At 63.4% G+C, this 22,085-nt stretch carries 22 protein-coding genes and 1 tRNA gene; 12 read left to right on the top strand and 11 right to left on the bottom strand.

The genetic code is table 11. From position 1 onward, the window contains the following. Window positions 1–335: 335 nt before the first annotated feature. Window positions 336–1,019, top strand: coding sequence for a rhomboid family intramembrane serine protease (locus ACFPME_RS09145; RefSeq protein WP_377304381.1), 684 nt, complete (start codon window positions 336–338; stop codon window positions 1,017–1,019). An 11-nt stretch (window positions 1,020–1,030) separates the two neighbouring features. Here the strand turns inward: ACFPME_RS09145 and ACFPME_RS09140 are convergent, their stop codons facing one another. Further along, window positions 1,031–1,759 carry a glutamine amidotransferase gene (locus tag ACFPME_RS09140; protein WP_377304379.1) on the bottom strand — a complete coding sequence of 243 codons (729 nt, stop codon included), beginning with the start codon at window positions 1,757–1,759 and terminating at the stop codon, window positions 1,031–1,033. A 35-nt stretch (window positions 1,760–1,794) separates the two neighbouring features. Then, window positions 1,795–3,615: a type IV pilus assembly ATPase TfpB gene (gene tfpB, locus ACFPME_RS09135; RefSeq protein WP_377304377.1), complete on the bottom strand. Its 1,821-nt coding sequence runs from the start codon at window positions 3,613–3,615 to the stop codon at window positions 1,795–1,797. A 98-nt stretch (window positions 3,616–3,713) separates the two neighbouring features. Here tfpB and glyQ point away from each other — a divergent pair, with 98 nt between their 5' ends. Then, window positions 3,714–4,637 (top strand): glycine--tRNA ligase subunit alpha, encoded by a 924-nt coding sequence (glyQ, locus tag ACFPME_RS09130; protein ID WP_377304374.1) that lies wholly within the window; start codon window positions 3,714–3,716, stop codon window positions 4,635–4,637. Beyond that, the gene (gene glyS, locus ACFPME_RS09125; RefSeq protein WP_377304372.1) at window positions 4,634–6,778 is read left to right on the top strand and encodes a glycine--tRNA ligase subunit beta; all 2,145 of its coding nucleotides are present in this window, start codon (window positions 4,634–4,636) and stop codon (window positions 6,776–6,778) included. Before glyQ ends, glyS begins: the two co-directional genes overlap by 4 nt. 63 nt (window positions 6,779–6,841) lie before the next feature. Here the strand turns inward: glyS and ACFPME_RS09120 are convergent, their stop codons facing one another. Then, a complete protein-coding gene (locus tag ACFPME_RS09120) occupies window positions 6,842–7,390 on the bottom strand; it encodes a helix-turn-helix domain-containing protein (RefSeq protein ID WP_377304370.1) in 549 nt (182 codons plus the stop codon). 281 nt (window positions 7,391–7,671) lie between these two features. On the opposite strand from ACFPME_RS09120, the gene ACFPME_RS09115 reads away from it, so the two are divergent. Together ACFPME_RS09115 and ACFPME_RS09110 are read left to right on the top strand one after the other, a co-directional pair. Further along, window positions 7,672–10,740 carry a TonB-dependent receptor gene (locus ACFPME_RS09115; RefSeq protein ID WP_377304368.1) on the top strand — a complete coding sequence of 1,023 codons (3,069 nt, stop codon included), beginning with the start codon at window positions 7,672–7,674 and terminating at the stop codon, window positions 10,738–10,740. A gap of 209 nt (window positions 10,741–10,949) precedes the next feature. Next, complete coding sequence (locus ACFPME_RS09110; protein WP_377304366.1) at window positions 10,950–12,824, top strand: MFS transporter; 1,875 nt, start codon at window positions 10,950–10,952, stop codon at window positions 12,822–12,824. A gap of 30 nt (window positions 12,825–12,854) precedes the next feature. On the opposite strand, the gene ACFPME_RS09105 is transcribed toward ACFPME_RS09110, so the two are convergent. The 8 genes from ACFPME_RS09105 to ACFPME_RS09070 form a co-directional block, all read right to left on the bottom strand. Continuing rightward, a complete protein-coding gene (locus ACFPME_RS09105) occupies window positions 12,855–13,724 on the bottom strand; it encodes a beta-lactamase induction protein (RefSeq protein ID WP_377304364.1) in 870 nt (289 codons plus the stop codon). A gap of 364 nt (window positions 13,725–14,088) precedes the next feature. Then, window positions 14,089–15,063, bottom strand: coding sequence for an NAD(+) diphosphatase (gene nudC, locus ACFPME_RS09100; RefSeq protein ID WP_377304362.1), 975 nt, complete (start codon window positions 15,061–15,063; stop codon window positions 14,089–14,091). A gap of 10 nt (window positions 15,064–15,073) precedes the next feature. Continuing rightward, the gene (erpA, locus tag ACFPME_RS09095; protein ID WP_377304403.1) at window positions 15,074–15,442 is read right to left on the bottom strand and encodes an iron-sulfur cluster insertion protein ErpA; all 369 of its coding nucleotides are present in this window, start codon (window positions 15,440–15,442) and stop codon (window positions 15,074–15,076) included. Window positions 15,443–15,488: 46 nt separating this feature from the next. Then, complete coding sequence (locus ACFPME_RS09090) at window positions 15,489–15,911, bottom strand: bactofilin family protein (protein WP_377304360.1); 423 nt, start codon at window positions 15,909–15,911, stop codon at window positions 15,489–15,491. Further along, window positions 15,898–16,650, bottom strand: a complete 753-nt coding sequence (locus ACFPME_RS09085; protein WP_377304358.1) for a DUF6776 family protein — start codon at window positions 16,648–16,650, stop codon at window positions 15,898–15,900. The genes ACFPME_RS09090 and ACFPME_RS09085 overlap by 14 nt, the downstream gene beginning before the upstream one ends. A 115-nt stretch (window positions 16,651–16,765) precedes the next feature. After that, on the bottom strand, window positions 16,766–17,236 hold the full coding sequence (gene bfr, locus ACFPME_RS09080; protein WP_377304355.1) for a bacterioferritin: 471 nt from the start codon (window positions 17,234–17,236) through the stop codon (window positions 16,766–16,768). A 135-nt stretch (window positions 17,237–17,371) separates the two neighbouring features. Then, entirely contained in the window at window positions 17,372–17,569 is a 198-nt protein-coding gene (locus ACFPME_RS09075; protein WP_377304401.1) for a (2Fe-2S)-binding protein, read from the bottom strand. 63 nt (window positions 17,570–17,632) lie between these two features. Further along, a complete protein-coding gene (locus ACFPME_RS09070; RefSeq protein WP_377304353.1) occupies window positions 17,633–18,190 on the bottom strand; it encodes an RNA pyrophosphohydrolase in 558 nt (185 codons plus the stop codon). A gap of 178 nt (window positions 18,191–18,368) precedes the next feature. On the opposite strand from ACFPME_RS09070, the gene ACFPME_RS09065 reads away from it, so the two are divergent. The 7 genes from ACFPME_RS09065 to ACFPME_RS09035 all read left to right on the top strand — a co-directional run bounded on the left by ACFPME_RS09065 (window position 18,369) and on the right by ACFPME_RS09035 (window position 22,083). Further along, window positions 18,369–18,445 (top strand) — tRNA-Met (locus ACFPME_RS09065). Window positions 18,446–18,822: 377 nt separating this feature from the next. Continuing rightward, entirely contained in the window at window positions 18,823–19,185 is a 363-nt protein-coding gene (queD, locus tag ACFPME_RS09060) for a 6-carboxytetrahydropterin synthase QueD (RefSeq protein ID WP_377304351.1), read from the top strand. A gap of 151 nt (window positions 19,186–19,336) precedes the next feature. Then, complete coding sequence (locus ACFPME_RS09055; RefSeq protein WP_377304349.1) at window positions 19,337–19,723, top strand: phasin family protein; 387 nt, start codon at window positions 19,337–19,339, stop codon at window positions 19,721–19,723. Window positions 19,724–19,960: 237 nt separating this feature from the next. Further along, window positions 19,961–20,329 carry a hypothetical protein gene (locus tag ACFPME_RS09050; protein WP_377304347.1) on the top strand — a complete coding sequence of 123 codons (369 nt, stop codon included), beginning with the start codon at window positions 19,961–19,963 and terminating at the stop codon, window positions 20,327–20,329. 3 nt (window positions 20,330–20,332) lie between these two features. Continuing rightward, window positions 20,333–21,151, top strand: a complete 819-nt coding sequence (atpB, locus tag ACFPME_RS09045; protein ID WP_377304345.1) for a F0F1 ATP synthase subunit A — start codon at window positions 20,333–20,335, stop codon at window positions 21,149–21,151. Between the two features lie 65 nt (window positions 21,152–21,216). Continuing rightward, a complete protein-coding gene (gene atpE / locus ACFPME_RS09040; protein ID WP_068096202.1) occupies window positions 21,217–21,510 on the top strand; it encodes a F0F1 ATP synthase subunit C in 294 nt (97 codons plus the stop codon). Between the two features lie 102 nt (window positions 21,511–21,612). Next, window positions 21,613–22,083, top strand: a complete 471-nt coding sequence (locus ACFPME_RS09035) for a F0F1 ATP synthase subunit B (RefSeq protein WP_377304342.1) — start codon at window positions 21,613–21,615, stop codon at window positions 22,081–22,083. Window positions 22,084–22,085 lie beyond the last annotated feature (2 nt).

Below are 22,085 nucleotides of genomic sequence, written 5' to 3'. Positions count from 1 at the left end.
TCCCAAAACCTCCACCCTGACCGGTGGGGGTTTTTTTTGCCCGTCGGATGCGGCGGCTGCGACCAAGACCGCCGGCTGCAACAGGTCTATGCCAGGGTCTTATGTCAACCGCCGCCCTGAGCGGTGGGGTTTCTCTGGTTTTGCTATCCGGCAAGAGCATCAAGCACCTTGGGAGTCGACGGTGATGCCGAGTGACGGAGCCGCTGCAGCGTTGCAGGTCGCGCGCCTCCAAGCAGTCATCCTTCATGGGCGGCGCCGGACGCAGCATTGCTGGAGATCTCCCATCGCCTATGATGCATGAGTCGCCGCACCGGCGTGTCTGAGGGAGCGGGCTATTGTTTGTTCACGTTGAAGCACGTCGCCGGCCCCGGTGGAACTGGGCCACGTTATTGGTGGTGACGATATGCGTGGTGTGTTTCGTCGGCTTGGCGTTGACGCCGCCAACGCAGCGAATTTCGCTGCTGCTGGAGTGGGGCACCGTGCCGGCGAATATTTTCGACTCGCACGAGGCATTGCTGCCACAGCTGACGGACCCGGCCTTGCTGCGGTTGTTCACCGCACTGTTCATCCATGTGACCTGGCTGCATCTGCTGAGCAACCTTTTGTTCCTGGTGATCTTTGGCTTGCCTGGTGAACGAGCTCTGGGTTCGTTGCGCTTTTTGTTGCTGTTCGTGATCGGCGGCGTGGCCGCGAACCTGATCGGCGCATTATCGCTGGCAGGTGTGCGCTTGCCGATCATTGGCTGCAGTGGCGCGGTTTCTGCCGTGGTGGGTACATACGTGGCGCTATTCCCCCGGGCCAGGTTGGGCCTGGTGCTGCCGCTGGGCCTGTACCTGGAGTTTGTGCGGGTACCGGCGTTCCTGCTGATCGGCATCTGGGTGCTGTTGCAGTTGCTGTTCAGCTATGCAGGGCCGAGTTATGGCGCCTATGTGTGGTGGGCGCACATAGGCGGATTCGTGTTCGGTCTAATATTTGCCCTGTTTTCACGCGATGCGATCGCCCGCCGCTTGCGTGGTTGAGGCGCAAGACTTCACGCCATGACGGCATCCCAGCCGTGCCGCCGGGAGAATTGCCGCAGCAATCGGCGGGCCATGGGCGTTGCCGCCACGGCGCTGAAGATCTGGCGCGGGTCCGTGCCCTCACCCAGCATGTCGACATGTTTGCGCGTGATGTAGGCACGCATCACTTCGGCATTGAATTCAGGGTGGAACTGGGTGCTGACCGCATGCGGGCCATAGCGCAGCAGTTGATGCGGATCGCGCACTGAGCGAGCCAGCACGGTGGCGCCGACAGGCGGCTCGAGCACACTTTGTTCGTGCGTCGTGTGCGCGCGGAAAGTCGCCGGTAGCGTGGCCGCCAGCGGGTCGTGCATGGCGTGATGCGAGAGTTCTATCGGCTGAGTGCCGATCTCGCGGCCACCCGGCAGGTACCCGACTCGCCCGCCCAGCGCATGCGCCATCAACTGATGGCCATAGCACACGCCGAACAACGGGAGTTCAGCATCCATGGCGCCTCGGATCCAGCCGGCGACGCGTTCGCTCCAAGCGGCGCGCTCGGTCACCATGGCGGCGGACCCGGTGATCATGGCCCCCGCAACTTCACGGGGCGCTGGCAGCTCTTCACCTGCGGCCACGTCCACTACCTGAAGCTGTTGCGGACGCAGCCCTGCGCCAAGCCGAAACCAGTGCGGGAAATCGCCATGGCGGGCGCGGATGGTATCCGGCGCCCGACCGGTCCGGATGATCAATACAGGTTTCATGCGAGATATATATAGTGTGTACGGTTTGGCCGTCTTTACGGCTGAGTATCGTCGAACGCGTCGATTGGCGGCAATACGGTGAGAATTTCCTGCACTGTAGTGAGCCCGGCGGCTACCTGGTCAGCCGCCGAGATGCGCAATGGGCGCATGCCTTCGGACAGCGCCGCCTGGCCAAAACCGCTGAGGTCGAGCTGCGCCGAAATCAATCCTCGCAGCCGGGGCGACAGTTTCATCATTTCGTAGATGCCGGTACGGCCCATGAACCCGGTATTGCGGCATTCCAGGCAACCGACCGGTTCGAACACGCGATCCGGTATCGGGACGGCCCAGCCGTGGGTGAGCACGGTCCATGCCTGCGGTTCCTGCGTCGCCGCCCTTTTACAATGCGGACAGAGGGTGCGAACGAGCCGCTGCGCGACCACGCCGGTCAGGGTCGACTGGATCAGATAGTGCGGCACGCCCAGATCGAGCAGGCGGGTGACCGCGCTTGGCGCGTCGTTGGTATGCAGCGTGGACAGAACAAGATGGCCGGTCAACGAGGCCTGCACGGCCATCTGGGCGGTTTCCAGATCGCGGATCTCGCCGACCATGATGATGTCCGGATCCTGCCGCAGCAGCGTGCGCACCCCCGCGGCGAAATCCAGATCGATGGCGGCGTGGACCTGCATCTGGTTGAACTCCGGCGAGACCATTTCAATGGGGTCTTCCACCGTGCAGACGTTGAGTTCCGGCGTGGCAAGATGCTTCAGCGTGGAGTACAGCGTGGTGGTCTTGCCCGAGCCGGTCGGGCCGGTGACCAGTACGATGCCGTGCGGGCGCTCGACCATGCTGCGCCAGTTGGCGGCTTCGCCTGGGGCAAAGCCGAGCTGGGCGAAATCCTTGACCACCAGGTCCGGATCGAAGATGCGCATCACCACCTTTTCGCCGAATGCGGTGGGCATGTTCGAAATGCGCAGTTCCACTTCACGGCCGGAGGCGGAACGAGTCTTGATGCGGCCGTCTTGGGGTCGACGTTTCTCGGCGACGTCCATGCGCGCCAGGATCTTGATGCGCGCGGTCACCGCGGTCATCACCGGCGCCGGCAACTCGAATACCTTCTGCATGATGCCGTCGATGCGGAAGCGGATATGCCCGGTTTCGCGGCGTGGTTCCAGGTGGATGTCCGATGCGCGTTGCTCGAACGCGTACTGCAGCAGCCAGTCGACGATGTGTACTACGTGGCGGTCGTCGGCGCCGACCTCGCCGCTCTTGCCCAGTTCGACCAACTGCTCGAAGTTGAGGATGGCCGAGGAGGCATCGCTACCGGTCTTGGCATCCTGCGCCAGCTGGATCGATCGCTGGACCCCGTAGAACTCCTGCAGGTAGCGGTTGATGTCGATCGGGCTGGCCACGACACGCTTGATGTCCCGCCGCAGCATCTGCGCCAGATCGGGGGCCCAATCCGCGTCGAACGGCTCACTGGTGGCGAAGGTCACTTCGCCAGCGGCGGCCGCGATCGGCAGGATGCGATGGCGTTTGGCATAGGCGTGGCTCACCACCTGGGTCACCGAGGCGACATTGATCTTCATCGGATCAATCTTCAGGTAGGGCAACCCCGCGTGGCCTGCCAGCCATTCGGTCAGGTTTTCCAGACTCAATGGACGGCCCGTTCCGTTCTGATTCGCCAGTTTGGCGTTGGCGATCAATACCATTGGGTGCAGCTCCACCATGCTGCGACCGGCCCGTGCGCCCATGCGTACCTGCTTGGCATCTTCGGCAAGCAGGTAGCCGTCAACCACCAGCGCCGCCAGCAGGTCATCAAGCTCCAGTCGACCACGGCGACCGAGCAGGGATGCGATTTGTGGTGATGCGGCCATCCGGATCTATCCCCGCGGTGCCAGTGCTTGCGCGCAAAGTCAGTGGGAAAGCAAGCTGCAGCTATACTAACGCGCTTTACCCAAGGTCACGGAAAGCCATGTCCGCGCGCACCTTCCAGGATGTGATCCAGACCCTCAACCGCTACTGGGCGGCACAGGGTTGCGTGTTGTTGCAGCCCATCGACACCGAGGTCGGCGCTGGCACATTCCATCCAGCCACGTTCCTTCGTGCGCTAGGGCCCGAGCCTTGGGCCGCCGCTTACGTGCAGCCATCCCGGCGGCCTACCGACGGCCGTTATGGGCAGAATCCCAATCGTCTGCAGCACTACTACCAGTATCAGGTGGTGATGAAGCCGAATCCGGAAAACATCCTGGAGTTGTACATCGGGTCGTTGAAGGAACTCGGCCTCGATCCGCTGGTACACGACCTGCGCTTCGTCGAGGACAACTGGGAGTCGCCGACGCTCGGCGCCTGGGGGCTCGGCTGGGAGGTCTGGTTGAACGGCATGGAAGTCACCCAGTTCACCTACTTCCAGCAGGCCGGCGGGATCGAGTGCCGCCCGGTGACCGGCGAAATCACCTACGGCCTGGAACGCCTGGCGATGCACCTCCAGAACGTGGACAACGTGTACGACCTGATCTGGACCGACGGCCCGCGCGGCACCGTCACCTATGGCGACGTTTTCCATCAGAACGAGGTTGAGCAGAGCACCTACAATTTCGAATTCGCCAACGTGGCCGAGTTGCTGCGCTGGTTTGACGTGTGCGAGGCAACCGCCAACCAGTTGATCGCGGCGAACCTCCCGCTGCCGGCCTATGAGCAGGTCATGAAGGCCAGTCATACGTTCAACTTGCTCGACGCGCGCCGGGCGATCAGCGTCACCGAGCGTCAGCGCTATATCCTGCGCGTGCGTACGCTGTCGCGCGGCGTGGCCGAAACATATGTGGCGCAGCGCGAGAACCTCGGCTTTCCAGGCCTGAGGCACACGCGTTCCCTGAGTGCGAAGGAGCAGGCCGCATGAGCGCCACCAGATCGCTGCTGATCGAACTGGGCACCGAAGAACTGCCGCCGAAGGCGCTGGACGAGCTGTCCGCCGCATTTCTGCGCGGTATCTGCGATGGGCTCGCCAGGCGTGGCGTGGTGGCGGAACTCGATCTGGCCCAGGCTTACGCGTCGCCGCGCCGCCTGGCCGTACACATTCCCGGCGTAGTCGCGACCCAGCCCGAGCAGGCGGTCGAACGGCGGGGGCCGGCACTGAGCGCCGCGCTCGATCCCGAAGGTCGACCGTCCAAGGCGCTGCTCGGCTTTGCGCAATCCTGCGGGGTTCCGGTCGAGCGGTTGGAGGAGCTGAGGACTGACAAAGGCGCGTGGTTCGTCTGGCGCTCCATCACTCGCGGCCAGGCGGTAGCCTCGCTGCTGCCGGGCATCGTCGACGAAGCACTGAAGGCTTTGCCGATTCCCCGGCCCATGCGTTGGGCCGATCACGACTACAGCTTCGTACGGCCGGTGCACTGGCTGGTCATCCTGCACGGTGCCGAGATCATCGACGGCGAGGTGCTGGGCCTGAAAAGCGGCCGCAAATCGCGCGGCCACCGTTTCATGCATCCGCAACCCGTGCACGTGGCCGATGCTGATGGCTGGCTGGATGCGATGCGCGCCAGCAAGGTGCTCGCCGACCCACTGGAGCGGCGCCAGCGTATACGCGATCAGATCGAACACGCGGCCGGATCAACCGGCGGCGTTCCGCGGCTGGACGACGCGTTGCTGGATGAACTGGCCAACCTCACCGAATGGCCGGTGGCGATCGCCTGCACCTTCGAGCGCGAATTCCTCAGTGTGCCGCCCGAGGCCCTGGTGACCACCATGGTGGCGAACCAGAAGTTCGTGCCGGTGTTCGACGCGGACGGCAAACTCACCGAGCACTTCATTGGCATCGCGAACATCGTCAGCAGCGACCCCGTCGAGATCCGCAAGGGTTACGAGCGGGTGATCCGGCCGCGCTTCGCCGACGCCAAGTTCTTCTGGGACGAGGATCTGAAGACGCCGCTGGCCGCCTATCAGGAGCAGCTCAAGGGCGTCACCTACCAGCAGGCGCTGGGCAGCCTGTGGGACAAGAGCATCCGAGTGGCCGAACTGGCCCGTGTCATCGCCAACCGGGTGGGCGCCGATGCCGCTGGCGCCACGCGCGCTGCAAGCCTTGGCAAATGTGATCTGCTGACCCGCATGGTCGGCGAATTTCCCGAATTGCAGGGCGTGATGGGTCGCTACTACGCCAGTCACGATGGTGAGCCGGCCGATGTGGCCGAGGCTCTCGACAGCTACTACCAGCCACGGTTCGGCGGGGATGCAATCGCCGCCGACAGGCTCGGCCAGGTGTTGGCAATAGCGGAGCGGTTGGACACCCTCGCCGGCATTTTCGCGGTCGGCATGAAGCCAAGTGGCAACAAGGATCCGTTCGCCCTGCGCCGCGCCGCGCTGGGTCTGGCGCGCACGCTGATCGAAGGCGCACTGGAACTGGACCTGCGTGGCAGCTTCCTCGAGGCGTTGCAGCAGCTGCCGGACACCGCCCTGGCAGCGGGCCTGAAGCCGGGCAAGGGCGGCAAACCGCCAGCGCTCGATGCCGGCCAACGGCGCGCGATTCTGGTCGATGAGCTGTGCGATTTCGTGCTCGATCGCCTGCGCGGCTATTACGCCGAACAGGGCTTCGACAATGCGCAATTCGAAGCCGTGCTGGCCGTGGGGCCGGCCAGTCTGCTGGACTTCGACCGTCGCCTGCGCGCGGTCGCGGAGTTTGGTCGCCGCCCGGAGGCTGCCAGCCTCGCGGCCGCCAACAAGCGAGTCGCCAATATCCTGCGCAAGCAGATGGAGGAGGGCGCCTCCGTTCCGAGTCGCGTTGTCGACCCCGTGCATTTCGAGGCGGAGGCGGAGCGCGAGCTGGCCGATGCGCTGGCCTCGGCCCAACGGGATACCGCCGAGGCGCTGGGAGCCGGCGACTATGCCGCCGTGTTGACCCGCTTGTCGCAACTGCAGGCCCCAGTGGACATGTTCTTCGACAACGTGCTGGTCAATGCCGACGACCCCGCGGTGCGGTCCAACCGGTTGGCATTGCTCGGACAACTGAAAGCCCAGTTCAGCGCCATCGCCGACATCGCCCTGCTCTGATCTGGCGAACCGGAGTGTCGGTCGATTGCTTCTCGATGGGCGATGGGGTCACCGGAGGAACTCTCAGGCGGTGCTGCGTTCCCGGCGGATCCGTTCGGCCAACTGATCATTGAACGTCACCATGGCCAGCGGATCCACATGCGAACCACCTGGCGCCAGGATCTCATAGAGCTGGGTCAGCAAATCCGTGTTGTCGGACAAGGAAAGCTGGCTGCCGGCCAGACTCAGCTCCGACTGCAGGATCCGCATCGCCGCGTTCAGTCGCTGGGCATCGACCGCCGTGCTGGCGGGCGGCTTGTCGTCGGGGCGAGCCCGGTGCGGGGTCATCTTTTCAGAATTGTACTGATCATCCAGATTGCGTGCCCCCGGGTCCGCCTGCAAAGCGCCCTCGCCCGCGACCAGCCAGACCAGCGAGATGCCCAGAGTACGAGCCAGGGTGACGCAACGCGCCCGCGAGGGATCAGTGTTGCCGTCGCGCCAGCTGCGGACCACGCCTTCTGAGAACCCGCACTTCCGGGCGATCTCCGTCGCGCTGCCGACGCGCTGAATCAGCAAGTTAATGCGCTCTGCAAAACTGCCGGCAACAGGAGTTGATAGTTTTTGCGAGTTCATGGGAAGGCCGAGAGAGGCGGTTTGGGTTACCTATCGCAAGATAACCGCAAAAGTCAAGCCACACCAAGGAAAATTATGGTTATGAAAGTGTTGACCTTCGCGTTTTGTTGAATTAACGTCACGATAACTTGTGCAAGAGTTTGCGCAAGGCCGCACGTTTTAACGTGGGATCTGCATGCCAGGTACAGCCGGGCCGGATGCCGCCCCTGGATGTACAAACACACACAAGAAAGTTTCATATGCCCGGAAATTTCGGGCTGAACCTCGGGGAGTTAACACTTATGAGTTCGCGTAAAAATTTCACGACGGGGCAGTTGCGCCGTACATCTCTGGCGATCGGACTTGGTTTGTGCCTGGTCGGCACCGGCGCTTTGGCGCAGTCGACCACGGGCAGTATTTTCGGTCAGGTTCAGCCCGGCAGCGGCGAATCCGTGCTGGTCAAGAGCTCCTCGGGTATCACCCGCCAGGTTGCCGTCGACTCGACGGGTCGCTATACGGTCGACGCGCTGCCGCTGGGCAGCTACACGGTAACCCTGCAGCACAACGGACAGGCTACCGATTCGCGTTCGAACGTCACCTTGCGCGTGGGTTCCGGCACCGAAGTTTCTTTCGGTTCGCAGAACGCCCAGAACCTGTCGGCGGTGACGGTGCAGGCCAACGCCCTGCCGACCATCGACGTCAGCGGTGTCGACTCCCGCACGGTCATCACGGCCGAGCAGCTGGCCAAGTTGCCGCTGGCTCGCAGCGCTGAAGCCATTGCATTGCTGGCTCCTGGCGTGGTTCAGGGCAGCGGCCTGTTCACCAACCTGACCGGTGGCTCGGTGGTGACGTTCGGCGGCGCCTCGGCGACCGAGAATGCTTACTATCTCAACGGTTTCAACACCACCGATCCGCTGAGCGGTTTCGGCGGCATTACCTTGCCGTACGGTGCCATTGACCAGCAGGAAATCCTGAGCGGCGGCTATGGTGCTGCCTACGGCCGTTCCGATGGCGGCGTGATCAGCCAGATCGGCAAGCGCGGTACCAATGATTGGCATTTCGGTGCCGCGATCCAGTGGACCCCGAAGAACCTGAAGAGCGATCCGAAGGACTACTACTACGTCAAGAAGGACGGTTCCCAGGGCGCGATCCGTCAGTACCGTCATGACAACAAGGACTCGATCACCACCGTGGACGCCTACGTCGGCGGCCCGCTGATCAAGGACAAGCTGTTCCTGTTCGCGGCCGTGGAAGCTGAGCGTCGCCAGGGCCAGTCCACCGGTTCCAACGTGGCGCCATTCACGACCCATTACCGCTACGACAATCCGAAGTGGTACGGCAAGCTGGACTGGAACATCACCGACAGCAACATCCTCGAAGTGACCGGTGCCTCCAACAAGTCCTCCTACGCGGGCACGTTGAACGATTTCGACTACGCCACCCAGACGGAGGGCGCGTTCAACAGCTACGACACCAGCACCAAGAACGGTGCCGACGTCTATTCAGCCAAGTTCACCAGCTACATCACCGACGACCTGACGGTATCTGCGCTGTACGGCAAGATGAAGGGCACCTGGTACAGCAACACTCCGGGCTACGACCCGACTTACCCCTACATCTTCGGTGCCCAGGATCAGAACCCGGGCCTCAACGGCGGCAGTCCGATCACCAACAGCCAGAATATCTCGACGGTTGCGCTGCCGGGTCATCGCTCCACGAACACCAACCTGCGCGTCGACGTGAGCTACAAGCTGGGCGATCACACGCTGACCGCTGGTATCGACAACCAGGATGTGAAGAACATCGACGCCGGCACCAAATTCCCTGACGGCAGCTTGGGCTACGCTTGGGAGTACAACAATCAGGGCGACCCCAATTCCTATGTGGCTGGTGGCCCGGATACGGGTGCAGGCTGGGAGAACCGGCCCTGGGTAAGCAACACCGGCTCGCAGCCGGGCGGCCAGACCGGCTACTACGTGGCCCAGTACCACTACCATGACAACGCCTCGGTGCGCGTGGCACAACGGGCGCAGTACATCGAGGACAGCTGGCAGGTCACCGACCGCTGGCTGGTCAAGCTGGGCCTGCGCAACGATCAGTTCACCAACTACAACGCCGGTGCCAAGCCGTACCTGCGTCTGACTTCGCCGCAGTGGGCGCCCCGCGTGGGCTTCAGCTGGGACGTGAACGGCGACTCCAGCTTCAAGGTCTACGGCAACGCCGGTCGCTACTACCTCGCCTTGCCTACCAGCGTGGCGCTGCGCTCGGCCGGCTCGTCGCTGTACACCCGCACCTATTACACCTACACCGGCATCGACGCCAACGGTGTGCCGACCGGCCTCAGCCCGCTCGACACCAGCGTGGGCGCGGGCAATCCGTTCTCGGCTAACGGCGAGTACGGCCAGCCGCGCGATCCCAAGGTCGGCGCCACCCACAACCTCAAGTCGGAGTATCAGGATGAGTACATCCTCGGCTTCGACAAGAAGCTGAACGACGCGTGGGTCTACGGCGCCAAGGCAACCTATCGCAACCTGCGCAACGCGATCGACGATATCGGCGACGCTCCCTCGATCATCGCCAAGATGAACAAGATGGGTATCGATCCGACGACCTACGATCCGGGCCAGATTCCGGGCAGCTTCCTGATGAATCCGGGCAAGGACGCCGTGTACTCGATCGCAAAGATCGGCGGCGGTTACTACGACGTACCGATGAGCTGGAAGGGTGACTTCGGCTTCAACACCACCATGAAGCGCAAGTACTACGGCCTGGATATGTACTTGGAGCATCCGTTCGACGGCAAGTGGTTCGGCAAGGTCGACTATCTGTTCTCACGCAGCTACGGCAACAGCGAAGGCCAGGTCCGCTCTGACATCGGCCAGGCCGACGTGTCGGCGACGGTGGACTGGGACTACGCCCAGGTCATGGACTATGCCAATGGCGCGCTGGCCAACGATCGTCGTCACCAGATCAAGGCGTACGGCTCGTACCAGATCGCCCCGGAGTGGATGGTGTCCGGCAACCTCGCAATCGCCTCCGGTTCGCCGGTCACCTGCCTGAGCCTGTACGGCACCGCCCAGACCAATCCGGGCCTGGCATACAACGGTGGCTACTACCACTTCTGCGACGGCGGCAAGCCGTTCCCGCCAGGCACCAGGCGCAATCCGTGGACCTACCGTCTGGATCTCAGCGCCGAGTACCGACCGGAGTGGGCGGGCAACAAGCTGGCCTTCAACGCCATGGTCTACAACGTGTTCAATAAGCAGACCACCACGCAGCTCTACCCGCGTCAGTTGAGCTCCAGCTACCTGCGTCCGTTTAGCTCCATGACGCCGCGTTATGTCCGCTTCGGTGTTTCGTACGACTTCTGATGAACTGAAGTAGTACGCGTGCCGTTACTGCTGCAAAAAGAGGCCGCCGGATAAAACCGGCGGCCTTTTTCCATGCTGGGCCAACGAATGGCGAGCACCGGTTGTCCGGGTCTGCGCTTTCGCCATCCCCGATCACCGGCCATAATGGCCAACATCGAGCGTTGTGGCTCATGAGCCGCTGCGGCTGCAACACACACTCAGGTCGACGCATGAGCCAATTTGCACTGTTGGGCAAGCGGCGTTTCGCGCCGTTCTTCTGGACGCAGGCGCTCGGGGCCTTCAACGACAATGCATTCCGCAATGCGCTGGTGATGCTGGTGGCGTTCCAGATGGGGCTGGGCGACCGCACGGTGTCGCTGTACACCAACCTGGCGCCGGCGTTGTTCATCATCCCGTTCTTCCTGTTCTCCGCGACTGCCGGTCAGTTGGCCGAGAAGTACGAGAAGAGCCGGATCATCCGCTACGTGAAGCTGTTCGAGATCGGCGCGATGGCGCTGGCCGCGTACGGTTTCTACACGCACCACACAACGCTGCTGCTGGTCGTGCTGTTCATGATGGGGATGCACTCCACCATGTTCGGGCCGATCAAGTACGCGATCCTGCCGCAGGCACTGAAACCGGACGAACTGGTCGGCGGCAACGGGCTGGTCGAGATGGGCACGCAGATGGCGATGCTGGTCGGCATGATCGCCGGCAATTCGTTGATGCTGGTGGCCGGCGTGGGGCCGCTGCTGGCGTCCGGCGCCACCATCGCGGTGGCGGTGGCTGGTTACCTGGCTTCCCGCCGTATTCCGCCCGCGCCGGCGACTGCGCCGGAACTGAAGTTCAACTGGAACCCGTTCAGCGAGACCGCGCGGGTGCTGGCGATTACCCGGGCCGATCGCCCGGTGTTCAATGCGGTGCTGGGCATCTCGTGGTTCTGGTTCTTCGGCACGGTGCTGATTGCGCAGTTGCCGATCTATACGCGCGAGACGCTAGGCGGCGACGGTTCGGTGAACACGCTCGTACTCACCCTGTTCTCGATCGGCACCGGCGTCGGCGCGCTGCTGTGCGAGCGGATGTCGGGCCGGCGGGTGGAGATCGGCCTGGTGCCGCTGGGCGCGTTCGGGCTGACCGCGTTCGGCGTGGACCTGTACTTCGCGCGGCACGGCGCGGCGGCCGTGCGCGGGCTGGACTGGCTGGCCTTCCTGCACGGCGCGGGCAGCTGGCGCGTTGCGCTCGACCTCGCCCTGATCGGCGTGTTCGCCGGCTTCTACGTGGTGCCGCTGTTCGCGTTCGTGCAGGCTCGCGCGCCGCGCGAGAAGCTGTCGCGGATCATCGCCGGTACCAACATCCTGAACGCGTTGCTGATCGTGGCAGCGGCCGGTTTCGGCCTGGGACTGGGCGCGCTGGGCATGGATGCGCCGCAGATCTTCCTCGCCGCCGCCCTGCTCAACGTGCTGGTGGCCTGGTACATCTTCACCCTGGTGCCCGAGTTCGTGATGCGTTTCATCACCTGGGTGCTGGTGAATACGCTGTACCGGGTGCGCGCCGCCGGCGCCAGGCTGGTGCCTGAGGAAGGACCGGCGCTGCTGGTGTGCAACCACGTCAGCTTCATGGATCCTCTGCTGTTGATGGCGAACCTGCGCCGACCGGTGCGGTTCGTGATGTACCACAAAATCTTCAATGTGCCGCTGCTCAGCTTCGTGTTTCGCACCGCCAAGGCCATACCCATTGCCGGTCACAAGGAAGACCCGCGCGTGCTGCAGCAGGCTTACGATGCGATCGACGCCGCGCTGGCGGCAGGTGAAGTGGTGTGCATTTTCCCGGAAGGTGGCTTGACTGCCGATGGCGAGATCGCGCCATTTCGCACGGGCGTGGAGAAAATACTGGCGCGCCGACCGGTGCCCGTGGTGCCCATGGCGTTGCGCGGCCTGTGGGGCAGCATCTGGAGCCGGCGCGATACACGCCTGGGCCGGGCGCGCCTGCCGCGACGGTTTCGCGCCCGCGTCGAGCTGCTGGTGGACGCGCCGCTCGCGCCGGGGCTGCCTACGGCGGCCTCGCTGGAAACGCGAGTGCGCGAATTGCGCGGTGACCTGGCTTAGAAGGGAGACAAGCCTGGTGCGGGCGATGCCTCAGCCGACCCACCCGCCCAGTACCATCAGCGCCACGACGCTCAGCCAGGCGAGCAAGGCGCGCAACAAGGCGCTGCGCAGGCGCCGCAGTTCGACCAGGGGGTCGCTGTGCTCCTCGGCGTAACCGTCGCCAGCCTCGATGTCGATCAGTATGTCGGCCTGGGCGGCGGCGCCGAGAAATCCCGGGCCATCGCTATACCAGCTGGTGGGTCTGGCCTGGGCGTGCCAGCGGCGCCAGGCGCCGGTCACCGCCTCCCAATGACCGACTACCGCAAGCGTGAAAGTCAGCAACTGCGCAGCGGGCCAATCCAGCATGTTGGCGACATACCGGGCAGTCGTGCGGCAGCCCGGATCAAGCCGCAACGAGTCGTCGCGGCCCAGCATCTGCCCCAGCCGGTACAGCAGTGCGCCGACCGGGCCCAGCACGAAAAACCAGAACAGCACGCCAAAGCGCCGGCGCAATGCGGCGTAGACGATTGCCACGCCCAGCGCCGGAGCGTTCCAGGCCACCGGCGCGTCGTCGACCGCGAACGCCTGGGCGGCGGCTTCACGGCTGGTCTCATCGGGTGCCTGCAGAATGGCTTCGAGATCGCTCTCGAATTCGCTTGGCCCCAGGCAATACACCAGCACGACCAGAGAAAAAAGCAGCTGCAGCAGCACGCCGGCCGGCGAACGCCCCAGCAGCCACCACAGCACCGCGCATAGCGCCAGCGGCACCAACAAGGCCAGCGCAACCCGGCCCCCGCCGCTGATGTCGGCCAGTTCTGCGACCCAGCGCCGGAACGCGCTATCGGAGCGCCAGCGCGCCAGCTGGGGAAGAACGTGCAGCAAACCAAGAGCGATGAGGGCGACAAGCAGACCGATAGCCATGGCAGAAACCCGCGGACAGTGGCGCCATTGTAAGCGAGCGACCGGCGCGCGGACCGACCTCGCACGTCATGCCGCTGGCAGGATGCTGCACCGACGAGCTGGTGGCCGCGAGTCGACGATGCATCCAGATCCTTTGGCAGCTCGGGTATTGCGACCGAATCTTCGCCGTCGACATTCCCAAGGATGCGCCCGGCCAATCACCTGTACGAATCGGGCATTGCCCCAGGGATCTGTGTCGCCGGGAAGCGACCTGGTGGCCGTTGATCGCCTTTGCGCGCGGGCCGCAGATGATGGCGGCTGACCACTGCGGTCCGAGCCAGCAGGTGGCGGCAGTTGGCCGACCCCGGCGTGCGCGGCAGCCGGCTCAGTGCGCGGAACGCCCGACGACCAGGGCGTCCAGATCCAGCCCGGCCCGTAGCTCCAGCCAGTGCGCGAGCAGCTGGTACGACACCGACAGCGCCGTGGACGGCACGAAGCTGCCGTTGGCGATGCCATCTACGATCTGCCGGGGCGTGAACCAGCGTACGTCTTCCAGTTCGTGATCGCGCATGGCAATCCGGCGCGACGCCGCGGTGGCGATGAAGCCGACCATCAGCGAAGAGGGCATCGGCCATGGTTGCGAAGAGTGATAGCGCACCTCATCGACGATGACGCCGGATTCTTCAGCCACCTCGCGACGCACGGCATCCTCCAGCGATTCGCCGGGCTCGACGAAGCCTGCCAAGGTGGAATACCGGCCCGGCGGCCAGCCTGTCTGGCGACCAAGCAGGCAGGCGCCGTCGTGCTCGACCAGCATGATCACCGCGGCATCGGTGCGCGGGAAATGCAGGCGCGCGCAATCGGGATTGGTGCATTGCGCGCGATGGCCGGCGGCAACCAGGCGCAGCGTCGCGCCGCAACCGACGCAGTGGCGCGTCTCGCGTTGCCAATGCGACAGGCCCTTGGCATAGGCGAACAGGCCCGCTTCCTCCGTGGCCAATTGCAGACCGGCGCTGCGCAGGCTCATGCGGCGCGCGTCGAGGGACTGTTCCATGATGTCGGCGTCGGCGTCATCGCCCAGCACCAGCAGAAAATGCGGACGTTGACCGGCCATACCCAACAAGGTGGGTGAAATGCCGGACAGCCATCGCTCGCGCTCGACATGATCGAGCCAGCGCAACTCGTCCTGATCGCGCCGCATGAAGGCTTCGCCCGCGGCATCCAGCAGCAGATAGCGTGCATCGGCCGAACCCGCCTGCTCGATGAGCCAGGCGGATTCATCGCGCCGTTCGGCGATCCGGTCGAGAGTCAGGCTGAGTCCGGCAAAGGTGTTGAGGCGAGGCAATTTGGCCCGATCCATCGGAGGCCTCTCAGGTGGAGAACGAAGAGCCGCAGCCGCAGGTCGTCTTGGCGTTCGGGTTGCTGATCACGAACTGCGAGCCGCTGAGGTTTTCGGCGTAGTCGATCTGCGCACCGGTGAGGTACTGCAGCGACAGCGGGTCGCACAGCAGGGTCACCCCTTCGCGCTCAACCGCAAAATCGTCCTCGGCCTGGGCCTCGTCGAAGGTGAAGCCGTACTGGAACCCCGAGCAACCGCCACCGCTGATATACACGCGCAGCTTCAATGCCGGATTGCCCTCCTCGGCGATCAGCTCATGCACTTTGTGCGCGGCAGCGGCGGTGAACAGCAGTGGCGCGCCGCTGCTGCGATAGTCGGGAATGGCAACGATGGTTTCCATGGACATCTAGATGGGGTCGTGACAGACAAGCGCAAGCATACCCGCCTCAGGCCAGCACGGCTTCGTCGAGCTCCGCATCCGGCGCGGGGAGTTCATGCTGTGCATCGCCGGCCTGCCGTGAAATGCGCCCGTTGACCTGCGCGCCGGCGGCCATTTCCAGCGTGTGATAACGCAGGTCGCCGTCGATACGTGCCAGCGGCGCCAGCTCCAGCCGTGCACTGACGTGCACGTCGCCGGTCACGTGCCCGTTGATTACCGCCTGCGGCACACGGATCTCGCCGTGCACCTGGCCATGCTCGCTGAGCGTGAACATGGCGTCGTCGCCTTCGCCCAGCACCGTGCCTTCGATGCGGCCATCCAGATGCAGTGCGCCGCTGAAACGCAGGTCGCCACGGATTACCGTACCCCGGGCGATCAGGCTGGTTTCGTGGCTGATGTTGTTGCGATCGTTGCGTCTACGGTTGAGCATCGTGATCCCCTTGGGCGGTGATGATGTTGCCGCTCAGGGCGGCGCCCCAGGCGATGGCGCGATTGACCGGTTCGCCGCTGGCGGGCCGAACATCAATGCGCAGTCGCGTCGGGCGAAAATCGGGGGGCAGCACAATGGTGCCGTGCAGCTGTTGAAAATACATGAAGCGGAACGGCATGCCGTCCTTCTGCGCGGCGTTGCCCAGCGCCGGCCAGTCCAGGCTCACCACCTTGTCGTTGCGCAGGCCCTCCACGCTGACCGTCGCGTTGCCGGTGGATTCCTCGCCGCGTTTCGCGTTCTGGGTCAGGCTGAGGGTGAGGTTCCAGCCGCGCGAACCGGTGATCGGCTGCAGCTTGACCTCCTGCAGCCGCAAGCCCTGGCGCTGGGCATCGCCGCCGACCAGGCGCGAGTAGAAATCCAGATCGGCGCGCAAGCCGCTGAGTTCTTCCTCGCGCTGCGCTAGCGTGCCGCGCAGCGAGCGCGTCGCGACATCATTGACCTGGGCGGCCCGCTGCAGATTCGCGATCTGCTGCTTGAGGCCATCGATCTGGCCCAGCAAGGCCCTTTGCTGACGATGATCGACCGCTGCCGGCGCACTACGCCGCCCCAGCCCACCAACGATCAGGCCCAGCAGCAGCAGGCTGCTCAGCCACGCCAGACCGAACCACAAGCGGCGCCGGCTGGGGCCGGTATCGTCATGCCGGCGCACCACGAGTCGCGGCGGTGGTCGTGAAGCCATCGGACCAATCCGGGGGAAAATGGAAGATATAGCCCTGTCACGAATGAAGCGTCAAGGAACGGCTGCACGCTTCAGCGTGCCGGTGTGCCCTGGAACGCACGCATGCGGCGACGGCTCAGCTGCTCATCTTGCTCTGCAGGTAGCGTTCCGCGCCGATGTCCTTGATCAGGCTGAACTGCGTCTCCAGCCAGTCAATGTGCTCCTCCTCGTCTTGCAGGATGTCTTTGAACAGGTCGCGGCTGATGTAATCGGCGATGCCTTCGCTGTGTGCGATCGCGGCGCGCAGATCCACCACGGCAGCCAGCTCCAGGTCGAGATCTCCCTGCATTGACTCCAGCGCGTTCTCGCCGATGCGCAGCTTGCCCAGGTGCTGCAGGTTGGGCAGCCCATCGAGAAACAGGATACGTTCGATCAGATGATCGGCGTGCTTCATCTCCTCGATGGATTCCTTGTACTCGTGCTCGGCCAGCTCGATGTAGCCCCAATCCTTGAGCATGCGGTAATGCAGGAAGTACTGGTTGATCGCGGTCAACTCGTTGTAAAGCACCTTGTTGAGGAACTCGATGACCTTGGCATCGCCTTTCATGGCCTTCTCCCAGCAATGGACAGCGGCGACTATACAAAACCCGCCGCGGCGCCGAGAAAATGGGACTGACGCGCTCGCGCGGCACCGCGGCTCGGTCTTCGGGGCGGGAGGGGACAACGCGAACGACGGAGGTGCTTAGCCCGCGGCCAGCGGCAACCGACCAAGCACCTGCGATACAGCTTTGTCGAGTGTGCTGCGCGCTTCCTGTTCGCAGCTGCCACAACAATCGGAGCAGCCGGTGCGCGCCTGCAGCTCGGCGAACGAATGCACCCCATCGGCCGCTACGCGGCGGATGTCGTGATCGGTGACGGCATTGCACAGACAAATGTACATGGCGCGTATAAGAACGCGAATGCGAATGATTGTCAACAATTGGCCGGGAATGGTGGAACCCGCTCAGGCCGCCTCGCGACCGGAGCGTGGGCCGGGCGGCAGTTCCCCGTTATCCCTGGGCGGCAAGCTGCCAAGTTTCACGCTGAAAAGGCCCTCCACCAGCGGTGCAAACTGCCGCAGCGCCCTTTCGTACACCTGCCGCTTGAAATGCACGACGTGCACCGCGGGGTACCAGAAATCGACCCATCGCCACAGATCGAACTCCGGTTTGGCGCAGGCATCGAGCTTCAAGGCGTCTTCGCCGCCGATCAACTTGAGCAGAAACCACACCTGCTTCTGGCCGATGCAGGTGGGTCGCTGATGATGGCGCACATAGCGGCTAGGCAAGCGGTAACGCAGCCAGCCATGGGTCGCGGCCAGGACTTCCACGTGATGCGCAGCGAGCCCGGTTTCCTCCTCCAGCTCGCGGTACATCGCTTCCAGCGGAGTCTCGTCGGAGCGCATGCCGCCCTGCGGAAACTGCCAGCCGTCACGATTGACCCGGCGCGCCCAGAACAGCTGGCCTGCTGCGTTCAGCAGCACGACGCCGACGTTCGGACGATAGCCATCAACATCAATCATGTCGCCTCCCGGGCCGTGCGGCGCGCGTCGTCGCGCGAATCCGCCACCGGTCCTGCGACCGATTCAACCACGGCGACCGAAGCAGCGGCAAGCCGCAGACTTGAACCCATCGAGCTAGCCGACTACACTTCCGCGCCCCGCCCGTATCGTTCTGATCCGGCATGGCGGGTCTCCTCAAGGCTATGTAGCTCAGCTGGTTAGAGCACAGCACTCATAATGCTGGGGTCGGTGGTTCGAGTCCACCCATAGCCACCAATCGCCTGTTTCAAGGCATCCCGGTAAGACCCAGGAATCTCCCGCGCTCCCCTGGCAACGGGTTTTCTTGATGCCTTGGGCGTCCCGACCCGACCCATTGCCCATTGAGGCCCTTTGCCGGTGGGGCAGTCTCTGGGCACGTAGGTTTTCGGCAAATTTTCGCTTGGAAAGTACCCCCGGAGCGTGCCCATCGAACGCTTCCACATTCCGCGGATGCAACGCAGAATTGAGGTCCGGGCTTGGGCCTTCACGGCCTTGACGCAATTGTTCGCGAAAACGGGGGAGAACCCCTGCCACTGAATACGACACGATCCCTTACATGCATACCTCCTTCCGGCGTGTCTGCTCCGCCGAACAGCCGAACGCAGGCATCCGTCATGCACATTTTCAAAGTATTCCAGCTTGAGGCAGCGCATCGGCTGCCGAATGTACCCGCCGACCACAAGTGCGCACGGTTGCACGGGCATTCGTTCCGGGTCGAGATCCACGTGGCCGGCGAGCCGGATCCCCAGTTGGGTTGGGTGATGGATTTCGCGGACGTGAAGTCCGCTTTTGCACCGTTGTACGAGCAACTCGACCATCACTATCTCAACGACATCGAAGGACTGGAGAACCCGACCAGCGAGATGTTGGCGCGATGGATATGGCAGCGCCTGCAGCCGCGCCTTGCCGGACTCGACAAGGTCGTGGTGCATGAAACCTGCACCTCCGGGGCAAGCTGCAGCCGGGACAGTTTTTGACGCGTCGCGATAATTCATCGCAGCGGTCAAGCATTGGTTTTACATGAACATTTTCAGAATGGTCTGCTTCTCTCAGAAAATATATATTGCACTGCACAAAAATGGTTGATAGAGTAGCTGCCACTACCCCATCCTCAGCGAGGACAGCCTCATGACGCAGCAACTCAACAACCAGCTTTTCGCTTTCACCAAGCAGTTCACCGATAGCGCCTTCCGCGCCCAGTCGCTGGCACTGAAGGGCCTGGAGACGGTCGCCGAGCTGCAGCTCAAGGCACTCGAGCAGCAGGCCAAGGTTTCCGCGGAGTTCGTCGCCGAAGCGCTGGAAACGCGCGACGTCAATGGCCTGCGCAGCCTGTGGGAGAAGGGCACCAGCCTGAGCCGCGACAACGCCGAGCGTTCGGTGGCTGTCTCGCAGGAGATTCTCGCGATCACGCAGAAGACCGCCGAGTCGCTGAATGCCCTCGTGCAGGAGCAGCGCCAGGCCGCCAATGACGCGGTCGCTGCACCGGCAACCGCCAAGAAGGGTGCTGCCAAGTAATTACGCGGCACGTGCTTCAAACCGCACAAGCAAACAGGGCCGAACTCTCGTTCGGCCCTGTTTGCTTGTGCGACCAAGCGGTGGCGAGGCGCCAGCCTGAATTCACACCCGGCAGGACAGGATGTCGCAGGCCGCGCGGGTTGTCGCTGCAATCACCGCACTGATATACTTTTGCGGATTGGATCGTGGCCCGTAGCTGTATTGGTGCCGCCTGGTGCAGACCGCGCGGAGACGTACATGCTCAACAGCCTTGCCTCTGGTCGACGTCTCGCCTTGCGCATCATGCTGCTGCAGCTCGCTGTGGCGGCGCTGGCTGGTCTGGTGTTTCTGGCGCTGGGGCGTCGTGAAGCCATATCGGCCGCCGCGGGCGCGGTGATCGTGGCGCTGGGTACCGCGCTCCTGTCGGCGCGTTTCTTCAGCGGCCTGAGCAGCAGTGCTGGCATGGCGTTGGGCCGCTTGCTGACGGGCATGTTCCTGAAATGGATCGTGATCGTCGGGGGGCTGTTCGTGATCCTGTTCCAATTCAAGCTGCCGCCGCTGGCCGCCATCACGGGGCTGGTGGCTGCCTACGCGGTCTATCTGCTGGCGTTCAGATTCAAGGGTTGAGACATGGCAAGCGAGCCACAAGGCGGACTCACCGAATACATCCAGCACCACCTGACCCACCTCACGCCGCAAGCGAGCAAGAGTGGATTCTGGGCGGTACACGTCGACTCGATCACCGTGTCGCTGGCGCTGGGCATGCTGTTCTGCCTGTGGTTCTGGCTGAAAGCACGCAAAGCCACGGCTGGCGTGCCCGGTCGTGGTCAGGCATTTGTGGAAATCGTGCTGGAATTCGTCGATGGCCAGGTCAAGGATGTGTTCCATGGTGACCGGCGCATCCTCGGACCGCTGGCACTGACCGTATTCCTCTGGGTCTTCCTGATGAATGCGATGGATCTGCTGCCGGTCGATCTGCTGCCGTGGATCACCGAGAAATTCGGCGTCGGCCATTTCCGCGCCGTGCCCACCGCAGACATCAACATGACCTTCGCGATGTCGTTGACGGTGTTCGTGCTGATCATCTTCTACAGCTTCAAGGCCAAGGGCTTTGGCGGCTACATGCATGAGCTGTTCACCGCGCCGTTCGGCGCGCACCCGCTGCTCTGGATTCCCAATTTCGCATTGAACATCGTCGAGCTGCTGTCCAAGCCGGTCAGCCTGGCGATGCGACTGTTCGGCAATATGTACGCTGGCGAGCTGGTCTTCATGCTGATCGCCGGTTTGTTCAGTGCCGGGGCTGGCGCCGTTGGCTGGGCGCTATATGGTGCCGGGATCATTGGTTACACCGTGTGGGGTCTGTTCCACATCCTGATCATCGGCATCCAGGCCTTCATCTTCATGGTGCTGACGATTGTGTACATCTCGATGGCGCACGATCACCACTGAACCACCGTTTTCACGTAACCCGTTTCAGTCAATTTACCTTTCAGTTTCATATCCAGGAGATCACCGTGGAACATCTCGTTCAGTTTGCACAAATCCAGGGCTTCACCGCCATCGCGCTCGGCCTGATCATCGGCTTTGGTGCACTCGGCGCCTGTATCGGTATCGGCATCATGGGTTCGAAGTTCCTCGAAGCTGCTGCCCGTCAACCGGAGCTGGTGCCGCTGCTGCAGGGCCGCATGTTCCTGCTGGCCGGTCTGATCGACGCGGCGTTCCTGATCGGCGTGGCACTGGCGATGTACTTCGCTGTGGCGAACCCGCTGCTGGGCAAGGTGCTGGCCGCTGCCGGCGCAGGCCAGTAAGAGTCGTTCTCTCGGCGCGCGTCATCATGGCGCCGCCGTCTGTTCGACACGGGTATCTGATGCCCGTGTCTGTTTCATTCCGAATTTACAGGTAACGCAGCGATGGATTTCAACGCGACCTTGATTGGCGAAATGCTTTCCTTCGCCATCCTGATCTGGTTCTGTGTCCACTTCATCTGGCCGCACATCAACAAGGCCATCGAGGATCGGCAAATCAAGATCGCCGAAGGCCTCAATGCGGCCGAGCGCGCGCATGCCGAGCTGAAGGACGCCGACCACAAGGTCGCGGCCGAGATCAAGGTGGCCCGTCAGCAGGCTTCCGAGATCATCGACAAGGCCCAGCAGCAGGCCAATCAGATCATCGAGAAGGCGCGCGGCGAAGCCGTCGTCGAGATCAATCGCCTGAAGGCGAGCGCACAGGATGACATCGCGTCGATGGCGCAGCGCGCCCGTGACCAGTTGCGCGAGCAGGTGGGCGCGTTGGCCGTGCAAGGCGCCAGCAAGATCGTGCAGCGCGAAGTCGATGCGTCGACGCACAAGGCCCTGCTCGACCAGCTCGCGGCCGAGATCTGATC

This window comes from Rhodanobacter umsongensis, assembly GCF_042654965.1.
Lineage (GTDB): Bacteria > Pseudomonadota > Gammaproteobacteria > Xanthomonadales > Rhodanobacteraceae > Rhodanobacter > Rhodanobacter umsongensis.
The sequence above is the reverse complement of the archived record's forward strand: the minus strand, read 5'-3'. Positions and strand labels throughout refer to the sequence as shown.

What these genes read in the sequence shown, in the direction of transcription:
- ACFPME_RS09035 (WP_377304342.1), top strand. Translation starts at nt 21,613, where the DNA reads ATGGATTTCAACGCGACCTTGATTGGCGAAATGCTTTCCTTCGCCATC.
- glyQ (WP_377304374.1), top strand. Translation starts at nt 3,714, where the DNA reads ATGTCCGCGCGCACCTTCCAGGATGTGATCCAGACCCTCAACCGCTAC.
- ACFPME_RS09055 (WP_377304349.1), top strand. Translation starts at nt 19,337, where the DNA reads ATGACGCAGCAACTCAACAACCAGCTTTTCGCTTTCACCAAGCAGTTC.
- glyS (WP_377304372.1), top strand. Translation starts at nt 4,634, where the DNA reads ATGAGCGCCACCAGATCGCTGCTGATCGAACTGGGCACCGAAGAACTG.
- queD (WP_377304351.1), top strand. Translation starts at nt 18,823, where the DNA reads ATGCACATTTTCAAAGTATTCCAGCTTGAGGCAGCGCATCGGCTGCCG.
- ACFPME_RS09075 (WP_377304401.1), bottom strand. Translation starts at nt 17,569, where the DNA reads ATGTACATTTGTCTGTGCAATGCCGTCACCGATCACGACATCCGCCGC.
- ACFPME_RS09090 (WP_377304360.1), bottom strand. Translation starts at nt 15,911, where the DNA reads ATGCTCAACCGTAGACGCAACGATCGCAACAACATCAGCCACGAAACC.
- ACFPME_RS09115 (WP_377304368.1), top strand. Translation starts at nt 7,672, where the DNA reads ATGAGTTCGCGTAAAAATTTCACGACGGGGCAGTTGCGCCGTACATCT.
- atpB (WP_377304345.1), top strand. Translation starts at nt 20,333, where the DNA reads ATGGCAAGCGAGCCACAAGGCGGACTCACCGAATACATCCAGCACCAC.
- nudC (WP_377304362.1), bottom strand. Translation starts at nt 15,063, where the DNA reads ATGGATCGGGCCAAATTGCCTCGCCTCAACACCTTTGCCGGACTCAGC.
- ACFPME_RS09140 (WP_377304379.1), bottom strand. Translation starts at nt 1,759, where the DNA reads ATGAAACCTGTATTGATCATCCGGACCGGTCGGGCGCCGGATACCATC.
- ACFPME_RS09085 (WP_377304358.1), bottom strand. Translation starts at nt 16,650, where the DNA reads ATGGCTTCACGACCACCGCCGCGACTCGTGGTGCGCCGGCATGACGAT.
- bfr (WP_377304355.1), bottom strand. Translation starts at nt 17,236, where the DNA reads ATGAAAGGCGATGCCAAGGTCATCGAGTTCCTCAACAAGGTGCTTTAC.
- ACFPME_RS09050 (WP_377304347.1), top strand. Translation starts at nt 19,961, where the DNA reads ATGCTCAACAGCCTTGCCTCTGGTCGACGTCTCGCCTTGCGCATCATG.
- erpA (WP_377304403.1), bottom strand. Translation starts at nt 15,442, where the DNA reads ATGGAAACCATCGTTGCCATTCCCGACTATCGCAGCAGCGGCGCGCCA.
- tfpB (WP_377304377.1), bottom strand. Translation starts at nt 3,615, where the DNA reads ATGGCCGCATCACCACAAATCGCATCCCTGCTCGGTCGCCGTGGTCGA.
- ACFPME_RS09105 (WP_377304364.1), bottom strand. Translation starts at nt 13,724, where the DNA reads ATGGCTATCGGTCTGCTTGTCGCCCTCATCGCTCTTGGTTTGCTGCAC.
- ACFPME_RS09110 (WP_377304366.1), top strand. Translation starts at nt 10,950, where the DNA reads ATGAGCCAATTTGCACTGTTGGGCAAGCGGCGTTTCGCGCCGTTCTTC.
- ACFPME_RS09070 (WP_377304353.1), bottom strand. Translation starts at nt 18,190, where the DNA reads ATGATTGATGTTGATGGCTATCGTCCGAACGTCGGCGTCGTGCTGCTG.
- ACFPME_RS09120 (WP_377304370.1), bottom strand. Translation starts at nt 7,390, where the DNA reads ATGAACTCGCAAAAACTATCAACTCCTGTTGCCGGCAGTTTTGCAGAG.